This window comes from Rhodothermales bacterium, assembly GCA_040221055.1.
In the GTDB taxonomy this organism is placed as follows: domain Bacteria; phylum Bacteroidota; class Rhodothermia; order Rhodothermales; family UBA10348; genus 1-14-0-65-60-17.
This window is the reverse complement of sequence record JAVJVN010000004.1, coordinates 19,926-32,402: the sequence shown is the minus strand read 5'-3', so window position 1 is coordinate 32,402 and position 12,477 is coordinate 19,926. Positions and strand designations below refer to the sequence as shown.

Annotated in this window: 9 protein-coding genes; 6 read left to right on the top strand and 3 right to left on the bottom strand. The window is 63.4% G+C overall.

Features of this window, described 5'->3' with window-relative positions; all coding sequences use genetic code 11:
* The first annotated feature begins 75 nt into the window (after positions 1 to 75).
* Positions 76 to 1,926 carry a GNAT family N-acetyltransferase gene (locus tag RIE53_00745; GenBank protein ID MEQ9103202.1) on the top strand — a complete coding sequence of 617 codons (1,851 nt, stop codon included), beginning with the start codon at positions 76 to 78 and terminating at the stop codon, positions 1,924 to 1,926.
* A 2-nt stretch (positions 1,927 to 1,928) separates the two neighbouring features.
* Here RIE53_00745 and RIE53_00740 read toward each other — a convergent pair whose 3' ends face one another.
* Positions 1,929 to 2,852 carry a histone deacetylase family protein gene (locus RIE53_00740; protein MEQ9103201.1) on the bottom strand — a complete coding sequence of 308 codons (924 nt, stop codon included), beginning with the start codon at positions 2,850 to 2,852 and terminating at the stop codon, positions 1,929 to 1,931.
* 66 nt (positions 2,853 to 2,918) lie between these two features.
* Between RIE53_00740 and RIE53_00735 the strand changes: the two genes are divergently transcribed.
* The 3 genes from RIE53_00735 to RIE53_00725 all read left to right on the top strand — a co-directional run bounded on the left by RIE53_00735 (position 2,919) and on the right by RIE53_00725 (position 5,561).
* Entirely contained in the window at positions 2,919 to 4,697 is a 1,779-nt protein-coding gene (locus RIE53_00735) for an ABC transporter ATP-binding protein (GenBank protein ID MEQ9103200.1), read from the top strand.
* A gap of 219 nt (positions 4,698 to 4,916) precedes the next feature.
* Complete coding sequence (locus tag RIE53_00730) at positions 4,917 to 5,153, top strand: hypothetical protein (GenBank protein MEQ9103199.1); 237 nt, start codon at positions 4,917 to 4,919, stop codon at positions 5,151 to 5,153.
* Complete coding sequence (locus RIE53_00725) at positions 5,154 to 5,561, top strand: type II toxin-antitoxin system VapC family toxin (protein MEQ9103198.1); 408 nt, start codon at positions 5,154 to 5,156, stop codon at positions 5,559 to 5,561.
* Here RIE53_00725 and RIE53_00720 read toward each other — a convergent pair.
* Entirely contained in the window at positions 5,558 to 7,990 is a 2,433-nt protein-coding gene (locus RIE53_00720) for a DUF5916 domain-containing protein (GenBank protein MEQ9103197.1), read from the bottom strand. The genes RIE53_00725 and RIE53_00720 overlap by 4 nt on opposite strands.
* Before the next feature lie 145 nt (positions 7,991 to 8,135).
* Here RIE53_00720 and RIE53_00715 point away from each other — a divergent pair, with 145 nt between their 5' ends.
* Together RIE53_00715 and RIE53_00710 are read left to right on the top strand one after the other, a co-directional pair.
* Positions 8,136 to 9,299, top strand: coding sequence for a PQQ-dependent sugar dehydrogenase (locus RIE53_00715; GenBank protein MEQ9103196.1), 1,164 nt, complete (start codon positions 8,136 to 8,138; stop codon positions 9,297 to 9,299).
* Positions 9,296 to 12,220, top strand: a complete 2,925-nt coding sequence (locus tag RIE53_00710; protein MEQ9103195.1) for an alpha-amylase family glycosyl hydrolase — start codon at positions 9,296 to 9,298, stop codon at positions 12,218 to 12,220. Before RIE53_00715 ends, RIE53_00710 begins: the two co-directional genes overlap by 4 nt.
* Here RIE53_00710 and infA read toward each other — a convergent pair.
* The gene (gene infA / locus RIE53_00705) at positions 12,217 to 12,438 is read right to left on the bottom strand and encodes a translation initiation factor IF-1 (protein ID MEQ9103194.1); all 222 of its coding nucleotides are present in this window, start codon (positions 12,436 to 12,438) and stop codon (positions 12,217 to 12,219) included. The genes RIE53_00710 and infA overlap by 4 nt on opposite strands.
* Positions 12,439 to 12,477: the final 39 nt, after the last annotated feature.

Genomic DNA, 12,477 nt, shown 5'->3' with positions numbered 1-12,477 from the left:
CGCGGGTGGTAAATTGGGGTCGGCATGGGGCACCCCCATCGCCCATACTGTTGCCAACTCCCCCGTCGTATCGTCATGCAGGACTGGAAATCACTTTACAAAGACAAGGTATTCACGGCCGATGCCGCCGTGGCCGATATGGCACACGGGCGCCGGGTATTCATTGGCTCCGGTGCCGGCGAGCCGCAATCCCTGGTCCGGGCCATGGTCGACAATCCCGCGGTCAGTGACATCGAGATCGTCCACATCATGACGCTCGGCATTGCGCCATACGCCGACCCCAAGCATGCCGGTCGCTTCCGGCACAATGCGTTCTTTATTGGCAAGAACGTGCGTGGGGCCGTGGCGCGGGGCGATGCCGACTACACGCCGGTGTTCCTGTCGGAAATCCCGCGCTTGTTCAAGAACCGCCGGATAGCCATCGACATCGCGCTCATCCAGGTTTCGGAGCCGGACGAGCACGGGTATTGCAGCTACGGTGTGGCTACGGACGTGGTGAAGTCGGCGGCGGAGAGCGCCCGGATTGTGATTGCCGAAGTCAACGCGAACGCTCCCCGGGCGCTTGGAGACAGTTTCATCCACGTCAACCGTATTGACCGGCTGGTGCCCTGCGACGATCCGTTGTTGGAGGCACCGCAGGGCTCGCCGGATGAACTGTCGAAAGCCATTGCCCGCAACATCACGGGACTCATCCCGAACGGGGCGACGCTGCAGCTCGGCATCGGCTCCATTCCCGATGCCGTCCTGCACTTCCTGACGGGGCACCGCGACCTGGGCATCCACACCGAGATGTTCTCGGACGGCATCATCCCGCTGATCGAGAAGGGCATCATCACGAACAACAAGAAGACGCTGCATGCCGGGAAGATCCTGGCCAGTTTCGTACTGGGTTCGCGCAAGTTGTACGACTTCATCGACAACAACCCGATGGTCGAATTCCGGCCGAGTGAATACACGAACGATCCGTTCATTGTGGCCCAGAACCGCCGCATGATTGCCATCAACTCGGCGTTGGAGGTGGATTTGACGGGCCAGGTGTGCGCCGACTCCATCGGGGAGTCGTTCTACAGCGGATTCGGCGGCCAGGTGGACTTTGTCCGCGGTGCCAGTCGGGCTGTGGAAGGGAAGGCCATCATCGCGCTGCCGTCCACGGCTTCGGGCGGCACGATTTCCCGGATTGTGCCCAATCTGAAGCCGGGCGCAGGCGTTGTGACGTCGCGTGCCGACGTGCACTATGTGGTCACCGAGTACGGCACGGCATATTTGCACGGCAAGACGGTGCGCGAGCGGGCACTGGCACTCATCCAGGTGGCGCATCCCAAGTTTCGGCCGTGGCTCATGGCGGAGGCGAAAGCGCGCCGCGTGGTGTACGCCGACCAGATTGAAATGCCCTTCTCGACGCCGCAGTACCCCGTCGACCTGGAAGAGGAGATGGTGTCGAGCGACGGCGTGAAGGTCTGTCTGCGGCCCATCAAGGCCACCGACGAGGGGCAGATGCGGGAAATGTTCTACTCCCTGTCGCAGAACACCATCTACCATCGGTTTTTCAGCACGGTCAAGGCCATGCCGCATGAAAAGCTGCAGGAATTCCTGCGGGTGGACTACAAGGACGACATGGCCATGGTAGCGACGGTGGGCGAGAACGAGGACAGCCGGATTGTGGCCATTGGCCGCTACATCCTGAACCCCCGTACGAACTACGCCGAAATTGCCTTGCTGGTCGCCGACGAGCACCAGGGCAAGGGGATTGGCGCCGCGTTGCTTCGGAGCCTGATTTTCTCTGCCCGGAAGGCCGGAATCACGGGATTCGTCGCGGATGTGCTCGTGGACAACAAGGCCATGCTGACGCTCTTCCACCGGGCGTTCGACCAACTGGAGAGCACGCTCAGCGATAATGTGTATACGCTCACGATGACGTTCGACTAGGCTTACAGCAGCGCGTCGATGTGGGCGGCCACCGACCGGGCCAACGCGGCCAGGTCATACCCGCCCTCAAGGACACTCACCACGGGGCAGTCCGTGGTCTCCAGGAGGCGCGTGGTCAGCCACCCGTAGTCGTCCTCGTGCAGGTTCCAGTCGGCATACGGATCGGCGGCATGGCCGTCGAAGCCAGAGGACAGCAGGAGCAGATCCGGTTGATACGCCAGGAGCGGAGGCAGGAGATGCGTCGTGATGGCCTCCCGGTATTGGGCGCTCGCGGTTCCGGCGGGCAGTTTGACGTGGATGACATTGTCGGCGGGTGGCGCGTCGGGCACGGGCGGGTAGAACGGATGCTGGAACACACTCAGGAACAGGTACCCGTCCCTTCCGGCGACGAAGGCCTCGGTGCCGTTGCCGTGATGCACGTCGAAGTCCACGATGGCCACGCGCTGACATTGGTGGGCCTCGCGGGCATGGGCCGCGCCGATGGCCACGTTGTTCAGGAAGCAGAAGCCCATGGCGGCGGTCGGGGTGGCGTGGTGGCCGGGGGGGCGGCCGGCGCAAAACGCGTGCGCGTTTTGGCCGCCTGCGGCGGCATCCGCCAGCACGCGGTCCACCGCGTGCTGGACGGCGCCGGCCGCCCGCCCCGCCGCATCCATCGTCGAAGGCGTCACCATCGTATCGGAATCAATCACCGACGGCGCATCCGCCGTGGCGTGCGCCGCCAGTCGTTCGAGCCGGTCCACATGCGCCCGCGTGTGCACCCGGAGCACCGCATCCTCTGAAACCATGGGCGCTTCGAGCACCGTCATCAGACCCATGCGACCCGTGGCTACCAGGTAGTCCCGGATCTTGTTGAGCCGGGCTGGCCGCTCGGGGTGCCACGCCCCCACATCGTGGAGCAGGCAGTCGGGATGATGGATGAAATACATGGGCCGTACAACCTATTGCCCCGACCTTCGTTCACGGGTTTTTCCAACCCGACCCCGTCCAAACCCGTGAAGAAAGCTGCAACGTGGCGTGAAGCCCGCGCCCTCATGTGGACGCACCGCCACAAACTGGCCCTGGGGTTCGTGCTCATGGTCATCAACCGGCTCAGTGGCTTCGTGCTGCCGGCCAGTTCCAAATACCTGATTGATGACGTCCTCGGTGCGGGCAAGCATGAATTACTCGTTCCGATCGCCCTGGCCGTGGCCGTCGCCACCGTCATCCAGGCGGTGACCACCTTCTCCCTGGCCCAGGTCATCAGCATCACGGCGCAGGCGGCCATCATGGACATGCGCGCCCGGGTCCAGGCCCACGTCACCCGGCTGCCCGTCCGGTATTTTGATGGCACCAAGACCGGCGTGCTCATCTCCCGGATCATGACGGACGCTGAAGGCATCCGGAATCTGGTGGGCACCGGCATCGTGCAGCTGGTGGGCGGTGTCTTTACGGCCGTGCTGGCGCTCGGAGCCCTGTTCTGGCTGAACTGGCAGCTGACGGCCATGATGCTGGTCCTGCTGGCCCTGTTCGGAGGCGGCATGGCGTTGGCGTTCAACAAGTTGCGGCCGGTTTTCCGCGAGCGCGGCGAAATCAACGCGGACGTCACCGGCCGCTTGAGCGAGACGCTGAGTGGCATCCGGATCGTGAAGGCCTACGGTGTGGAGGAACGCGAGCAGTCGGTGTTCCATGACGGTGTCCAGCGCCTGTTCCGCAACGTCAAGCAGTCCATTACCGGCGTATCGGCCATTTCCACGTTCGCCGGCCTCATCATCGGAGGCATCGGAATCCTGATGTTCGTGGTGGGCGGCCGCGCCATCATCGAGGAGTCCATGACACTGGGCGACTTCGTGCTGTACATCTTCTTGATTGGCCTCCTGGCCGCACCCATTGTGCAGATGGCATCCATCGGCACCCAGGTTTCGGAGGCGTTTGCCGGCTTGGACCGCATCCGGGAGCTCATGGCAAATCCCACGGAAGACCAGGAAGATGCGTCGCTCGAGCCGCTCGACGACGTCCGTGGTACCATTGCGTTCGAGGATGTCCGGTTCAGCTACGAGGAAGGCGTGCCCGTTCTGAAGGGCGTGACGTTCGCTGCAGAAGCCGGCACGACGACGGCCCTGGTCGGGTCCAGTGGATCCGGCAAGAGTACGCTCGTGAGCCTCGTGATGGCCTTCAATCGGCCCGACAGCGGTCGCATCCTGGTGGACGGACGGGACCTGTCCTCCGTCAAGCTGAAGGATTTCCGTCGGCACCTGGGCGTCGTGCTGCAGGAAAACTTCCTGTTCGATGGCACGGTGGCCGACAACATCCGGTTTGCGCGGCCGGATGCCTCGCTCGAGGACGTCGAACGGGTATCCCGTCTGGCCCATTGCCATACGTTCATCTCCGAATTTCCCGAGGGATACAACACCGTGGTCGGCGAGCGCGGCATCAAGTTGTCGGGCGGGCAACGTCAGCGGATAGCCATCGCGCGGGCCATCCTGGCCGATCCCCGGATCCTGATCCTGGACGAGGCCACGTCCAGTCTGGATTCCGAGAGCGAGGCCCTCATCCAGGCCGGCTTCCGCCAGTTGCGCCAGGGCCGGACCACCTTCGTAATCGCGCACCGGCTCTCGACCATCCGTAGTGCAGATCGCATCCTGGTGTTGGAGAACGGCGAAATCGTGGAGGCAGGGACGCACGCCGAGCTCATGGCCGCAGGCGGCCGCTACCGCGACCTGCACGACCAGCAGTACAAGTGGGAGGAGAACCTCTTCATCAACCCCGGCGAGGACTACGTCCAGACGACGTGATTCGGCTCGTAAATCCCCAATCCGCACCCATGCAATGGGGTTCGCAACCGGTCCGGATGGGCTCAGCCTGCCTCCGCGCGAGCGGACTCCGGAAACGGACTCCGGAACCCGGTAGCGCTGGCCTGCCCCGGATGGGTTATGAATGCACGGCTGGCGTGTCTGGAACTCCACACACGACGGCTGGGTTGTTGAAATCATCAACAATTGCGCAGGTGCAGCATGGCCACGGTCAATTTCAGCGTTCCGGATGAGGTGAAAGACGTGTTCAACAAGCAGTTCAAGGGCCGAAACAAGAGTGCCGTCATTGCGAGGCTCATGGAGCAGGCCGTAGAGGAAGACCAACGCCAAATCCGGCGACAGGTGATCATGGATGAGCTCTTGGCTCGTGTCGCATTGCGACGGAAAGCATCCGAGGCCGACTTCATTGAAGCCCGGGATTCCCTGCGGGATGCATAAATGATCACTCTGGACGCCAGTGTAATCGTGGCCGCGCTCATTCCGTCGTCTGCGTCAACGGAGCTCTTCCGTCATGGCCGGGACGTGTGGGCCGACGTCCAGTCCGGACGGGTCAGCGTATGTCAGCCAGTCCATTGGCTGGCCGAAACCGCGGGTGTGCTGGCACGCCTCAGTCCGGAGTCTGCAGAGGCAGACACGGCATTGTTGCACGCACTGGAGTGGCAAACATTCGACGAAGTTGAGATCTGGAGTCGCGCAGTACGGCTATCAACCGAACTGAAACACCACCTTTTCGATACACTCTACCACGCTGTAGCATTGGAAACGGGATCAACCATGATGACGGCCGATGCACGCTACTTCCGGAAGGCATCTGAGCTGGGAAATATTCGCTTCTTGGGGGGTTAGCGGTCCGCCCGGAAGGAGTAGCTGATCTTGGTGAAGAAGCCGTCGGCGGTGCGGTCGAATTGTTCGAAGCGCTTCTGGCCCACGTCGTCCATGGCCGAGCCGTAGCCCAGATACACGAGAGTGCCGGGCGACGGGCGGTAGGAAAAGAGCACATCCAGGTTCAACGTGTTCTGCTCGCTGGCCGTGGTCAGTGCGCCGCCGGACAGGATGGGACGTCCTTCCCGGTCACGGAGCGCCGAACGTTCCCGCGCCGCGTATTGGCCGATGACGCGGAAAAACACGGACGGGGTCAACTGGTACTCCACCTTCAGGCGCGGAATGAGCTCCGACGAGAACTGGCTGTCGTCCACGTCCCGCCTCAGTACAAGATCGGTAATCTGGAGCGACGCACGCAGCGACGATGTCGGACGTACGTCGAGCACCACGTCCACACGCCGGCTGGAGCCCGGAGCAGCTTCCGCGAACAGGGCGGTTTCTCCGCGGCTGTAGGTCACGCTGGCCGTGAATGAGCGGAAGGTCGGGGTGGTGACGCCGAACGAGCCGGAGACCAGGTTGTCCTCGCGTCCGGGGACGGTGAACGGCGTAATGGCCCCGGCGCCGGATATCACCTCGAGGCCAGCGTAGGCGGCGGGATCGTACGTGAAAAAATTCCGGGCCAGGGAGCCACTCAGGCGCCATCCACCGCGCAAGGTGGCCGATGGGAACAGCTGTTCACCGCCTTCCAGCGGGCCATCGCCGGTGTTTTCGTAGTCCCAGAGGCGGCTTACACCGCCGAATCCCCCGAACGTCTCGATCAGTGCGCCTTCCGCGCCGTATCCCGTCAATCGGTTGAAGGACGATGCGTTGATGAAGCCCGTCCGGTTCACGAATCCGGCGGCCGCACGGAAGTCCGGTGAAATGGCGTTGACCGAGTAATTGAATCCCCAGTTCCGCCCCGTCCGGTCCCACGTGCCCTTGAAGAGCGATCCCGAGGCTGTCGAACCGCCCGCCGACGTCCACGACCCGACCCCTTCGAGCTCCACGAAATACTTCTGCGAGTGGTACAACCGGATGTCACCACCGGCCAGGCGGGACCAGTCGCTGCCCTCCTCGCGGGCTGTCAGCACGGCACCCGCCACGCCGTTGCCGGGCAGGTCGCGGCGCACGCGCGCAACCGCAAAGACGGGGTTGTCATCGCCCGACGCCGAATAGGTCCGGTCATCCACGGCAATGATGGTCGCAATGTTGGTCACGCCCACTTTCCCCGCCAGCTTCGTTCCAACCACCGGAGCCACAATCCGGCGAGTATAGATGAGCTGGCTCGGCGTATCGAACAGCTCGAGTCCGTCCAGGAAGAAGGGGCGTTTCTCGGGGAAGAACAGCGCGAATCGCTCATTCAATACGACCTGGCCCACATCCGCCTCCACCTGGGAAAAGTCGGGGTTGATGGTGCCGTTGAGTGTCAGGTTCTGGCGGATGCCCCACTTGAGGTCGGCCCCGATTTCAGCCTCTTCCGAATAGGCCCAATCCCCACCGGAATCCTCCGCGCCGTCCAGCCGGCCGGTAACCGAAGGAGCGATTTCCAGGATGCGTCCCCGCTGGAATCCGGTGAGTCCCTTCAGTGTGCCGGATTGCCCGAGGAAACTGGCGTTGGCCCGGACCGCTGGTGCCCAGGTGTCCTGGAATCCTGAATGCTGCACGCGGCGCAGGATGTGCAGGCCCCAATCCTGCACCTCGGCGTCCTGGAATCGGAGGCTCCGGAAGGGAATCCGGACTTCGACGACGTATCCATCGTCCACCAGGCGCCCGGCCGAATCAAACCGGAAATCCGGGTTCAGGTCCAGGTTGCCGTCCATGGGATTGATGTTGCGGGAGCCGCCGCCCGTGGCCGACCGACCGCCTGCGCCCCCGCCGAAGTTGTCGCTCCGGGTGCCGTCGGCCTGGACGCCGAATGGATTCACGGCGAACACAAAGGCAATCCGGCTGTCGTTGTTCGTGTCCAAGAGGATCTGGATCTGGTCCTCACTGTTGATGTTGTCCCGGTTTGCCTGGGTGGCACGGACCACGTCACCATGCAGTTCGCGCGCGTGGATCCCGAAATGGATGGCCTGCGGGCTGTACCACACCCGGACTTCGGTGGGATCGGACGCCGGACGACCATCCACCGGCTGATACTGGCTGAAATCGGAGAGCACAGCGGCCTGCTGCCACTCGGGTTCGTCGAGCACGCCGTCCACCACGATTTCGGCTTCAATCCGCGGGGGCGAAACATCCAGAGCCGCGTGTTGGCGCGCCTGGGTCCGTTGGCGCTCCTGGACCTGCTCGCGAGCCAGGGCGGGTGCGGCCAGGGCGGACGCCAGCGTCACAATGAGTGTAAGCACCAGCACATGCGCGAATGCGCGAGCGGCCGGTGCACATCGGGACAACTTCAAATCGGGGATCACTGTCATCAGACTTGGGTCTTAACTGTTTTGGACGGCCCAATATCCACAATTTGACCACCGGGCGGAAGATGTGGACAGGAACTTCACGGTTCAGGGGCGGGTTTTCAAATTTCGTGCGACCCGACTCCCGCCACCTGCCGAACATCGACCCATGCCCACGTTCATCTCCAACCCACTACGCGCGCGTCTTCCGATTGTGGCGCTCTTCGTGTCCCTGTCCACCGTCGCCTGTGCGCAGCCCCAGCCCGAACCCCGAACAGGGGATGAAATCTTCATCGTCGAACCGGTGGTCGGAGGCCTGGAGCATGTCTGGGCCATGGCCTTCCTCCCGAATGGAGACATGCTCGTCACAGAGCGCCCGGGTCGCCTCCGCGTGGTCCGGGACGGCGCCGTGGATGCCGAGCCGGTCAGTGGCGTTCCGGCGGTCCATGCGCAGGGCCAGGGCGGCCTGCTGGATGTCATCCTGCATCCGGATTTCGCTTCAAACAGCATCATTTACCTCAGTTACTCGAAGCCGGTAGGCGACAATTCCACGACGGCCGTGGCCCGTGCCCGGTATGAGGACGGCGCCCTGCTGGACGTCGAGGACATTTTCGTCGCCCAATCCGAAGGTCGTGGGCATTACGGATCCCGGTTGGCCTTTGACGCGGCCGGCTACCTGTTCATTACGGTTGGCGATCGGCAGGCCCCGCCGCGCGGGGACCTGTCGGCGCATCCTGCGCAGCAGCTGACGGACCATCACGGTACCGTCATCCGCTTGCACGACGACGGGCGCATCCCCCAGGACAACCCGTTCGTGGGTCAGGCAAATGCGCTTCCGGAAATCTGGAGTTGGGGCCATCGGAATGCGCAAGGCCTTGCCGTGCATCCGGTTACGGACCAGGTATGGCTGAATGAGCACGGTCCGCAGGGCGGCGACGAATTGAATCTGGTGCAGCCCGCGCAGAACTATGGATGGCCGGTCATCGGCTACGGCGTGAATTACGGCGGATCCGAGCTGCACGACACCACGCAAAAAGAGGGAATGACGCAGCCGGTGTACTACTGGGTGCCGTCCATTGCCACGTCCGGCCTGCTCATCTATACGGGCGAGGCATTTCCGGAATGGGACGGCAATTTCTTCGTCGGAGGACTGGCCGGCCAACAACTGGCCCGTCTGACCATGGACGGTCAGGAGGTCGTCAGCGAGGAGACCCTGCTCAAGGACATCGGCCGCGTACGGGATGTTCGTCAGGGGCCTGAGGGATACGTGTACGTGGCACTCGACAGCCCGGGAGGCAGCCCGTCCATCGTGCGGCTCGTGCCGAAACCGTGAGGCCGATCCGCCTCGCGGCGTTTCTGCTGGTATTGATCACCCAGATGGGGTTGGGTCCATTGGCGACCATGGCGCCGGGGCAGGCCCAGGCCCAGGTCGTCTCCTCCGATCCGGCGTTTCCGGTGGAGGATGGCCCGGTGACGCTCACCTTCCGGGCCAACGAAGGCGATCGCGGTCTGATGGGCCATACCGGGGACGTCTACATCCACACCGGCGTCATCACGAACCTGAGTGCCGTCCAGGATGGATGCGGCCCGAATGCGGCGAACTGGCGCTACGTCCGGACGGCGTGGGGCGTGAACACGACCCAGACCCGGATGACGCGCACGGCCCCCGACACGTATACGCTGACCATCGACGACATCCGGTCGTGGTACGGCGTGCCGGCGTCCGAGGACATCCTCCGCCTGGCCATGGTCTTCCGCGACGCATCGGGCAACCGGACCGGGAAGGGGACCGGGTCCTGCGACGTTTTCCTGGACCTCTCGCGGGGAGATGTGGCCGTGTCGATCGTGTCGCCGGCGGCGAGCGCGCTTGAGCCCGTCGTTCGGTCGGAACCCGGGACCATCGATATCCGGGCCGTTTCGCTGCCGACCGTCGATGACCTGACCCTCTTCGTGGACGGCGCGGCGGTGTATACGGTGGCCAACGATACCCTCGACTGGTCGCTCCCACTCATGTCGCCCGGACGCGTGGACGTGCGCGTGGAGGCCCGGCAGGGCGCAGAGACGGCATCCGACTCTTTCTACGCCGTTCTGGTGGATGCGCCAAGCGACGCGCCCCGTCCGGTGGGCATCGTTGATGGCATTACCTACGACCCCACCGATGCGTCGCGCGTGACTCTGTCCGTGTATGCGCCCTACAAGTCGTTCATCCACGTGATAGGCGACTTCAACGACTGGGAGATCCATCCGGACGGGGCACTCCACCGGGATGCCATCCGGGAGGACAGCGTACACTGGTGGATCACCCTGGACGGGCTCGAGCCGGGCCGCGAATATGCCTTCCAGTACGTCATGGATGGAACGCTGCGCCTGGCCGATCCCTACGCGGAAAAAGTGCTCTCGCCCGAGGACGCATTCATACCCGCGTCCATCTACCCCGACCTGAAGCCATACCCCGAGGGTCAGACGCTTCACGCCGTGTCCATCTTCGAGACGGCCCAGGAGGCGTTCGTGTGGACGGTAAACGACTTCGAGCGCCCTCCCGCCCACGAACTCGTGATCTACGAACTCCTGGTCCGGGACTTCCTCGCGCAGCACGACTGGTCCACGCTCATCGATACGCTCGGCTACCTGGAGCGACTGGGCGTGAACGCCATAGAACTCATGCCGCCCAACGAGTTCGAGGGGAACTCCAGTTGGGGGTACAACCCCTCCTTCCACTTCGCCGTGGACAAGTACTATGGCCCGGCCGACGACCTGAAGCGCTTCGTGGACGCAGCGCACGCGCGGGGCATGGCGGTCATCATGGACATCGTGCTGAACCACACGTTCGGGCAGAGTCCGCTGGCCCGGCAGTACTGGTCGGGCGGGCAGCCCTCGGCTCAGAATCCGTGGTTCAATGCCGTGTGCGCGCACCCGTCGGACGGCACCTGTTTCGGCGTCGACTTCAACCACGAGAGCCCGGAAACGCGGGCGTATGTGGACCGGGTCACGCGGCATTGGCTGACGGAGTATCGCATGGATGGCTTCCGGTTCGATTTGACGAAGGGGTTCACCAACAACAATTCCGGCGGCAATTACGACGCAGACCGGATAGCGATTGTGAAACGCATGATGGACGGCCTGTACGCAGTCGACCCCGATGCCTATGTCATCCTGGAGCACTGGACGGGCTTGACGGAAGAGCGGCAACTGGCCGAGCACGGCGCCATGGTATGGGCGAACATCACCCATGGATTCCAGCAGTCGGCCATGGGGTACGCGTCGGGCGCGGACATCTCCGGCATCTGGTTCGGGCGTCGTTCGTGGACGCTTCCGAACGTGGTGGCCTACATGGAGAGCCACGACGAAGAGCGGCTCATGGCGAAGAATGTCGCGTTCGGGAATGCCTCGGGTTCGTACTCCACGCAGGACCTGCCGACGGCGCTGGACCGGATGAAGTCGGGAGCGGCCTTCCTGCTCACCACCCCGGGCCCGAAGATGATCTGGCAGTTCGGAGAATTGGGCTACGACGTATCGATTGATTTCAACGGCCGGACCGGGGAAAAACCCATCCGGTGGTCCTACCTGGACCATCCGGACCGGGCGCGTCTACGCGATACCTACGAGGCCCTCATCCGCCTGCGGGCGGCCCATGAGGTGTTCACGAGTCCATCGACGGCCATTGTGCAGGATCTGGGCGGACTGGTCAAATCCCAGGTATTGACGCTCGGCGCATCGGGTGCCTCGGCGGTGGTCGTGGGGAACTTCGACGTGGTAGAGCGGACCGTCAGCCTGACGCTTCCCGAAGGCGGAACATGGTTCGATTTCTTCGGGCGCCGGAGCATGGAATTCGGCTCGGCCGGCGCATCCCATGTACTGGAATGGACGCTGGCACCGGGACAGTTCCACGTTTTCCTGGACGAGGAGCCGCGTGTCACTCCGCCCGAAGGGCTCATGACCGTGGATGTGGAAGGGCTGGAACCGTCCTCCCGTGCCACGCAGGACGGACGGGCGGTACTCCATGCGACGTGGCCGAATCCGCTCCGCAAGGGGACTGACGGGCAGATGGCATTCGAAATCGCCGCGCCGGGTCCGGTGACGGTGGAGCTGTACTCCATGCTGGGTCAACGGGTGGCGGTCCTCGTCAACGGGTATCGCACCGCCGGACGGCACCAGCTGGTGCTGCCTGTCGGGAAGCTCTCCGCTGGCTCGTACGTGGTTCGCCTGGTGACCGCTGGCGGGCAAACAACGTCCCGCACGATCACCGTGTTCTAACCCTTGTAGCGGTAGACAATACGACCCTTGGTCAGATCGTAGGGGGACAGTTCGACGTCCACCCGGTCGCCGGGAAGGATCTTGATGAAGAACTTGCGCATCTTGCCGGACAGAATCCCCAGGATGACGTGTCCATTGTCGAGTTCGACCCGGAATTGGGTGTTCGGAAGTGCCTCTGTGACGACACCTTCCTGCTTTATCGGTTCCTGCTTGGCCATGAATGAGGCTGTTGGTTGAACGGTACAGAACATTTCTAC

Bases quoted from the DNA above. Each gene is read 5' to 3' on its own strand.
- RIE53_00730 (MEQ9103199.1), top strand. From the start codon at position 4,917: ATGGCCACGGTCAATTTCAGCGTTCCGGATGAGGTGAAAGACGTGTTC.
- RIE53_00725 (MEQ9103198.1), top strand. From the start codon at position 5,154: ATGATCACTCTGGACGCCAGTGTAATCGTGGCCGCGCTCATTCCGTCG.
- infA (MEQ9103194.1), bottom strand. From the start codon at position 12,438: ATGGCCAAGCAGGAACCGATAAAGCAGGAAGGTGTCGTCACAGAGGCA.
- RIE53_00745 (MEQ9103202.1), top strand. From the start codon at position 76: ATGCAGGACTGGAAATCACTTTACAAAGACAAGGTATTCACGGCCGAT.
- RIE53_00720 (MEQ9103197.1), bottom strand. From the start codon at position 7,990: ATGACAGTGATCCCCGATTTGAAGTTGTCCCGATGTGCACCGGCCGCT.
- RIE53_00715 (MEQ9103196.1), top strand. From the start codon at position 8,136: ATGCCCACGTTCATCTCCAACCCACTACGCGCGCGTCTTCCGATTGTG.
- RIE53_00740 (MEQ9103201.1), bottom strand. From the start codon at position 2,852: ATGTATTTCATCCATCATCCCGACTGCCTGCTCCACGATGTGGGGGCG.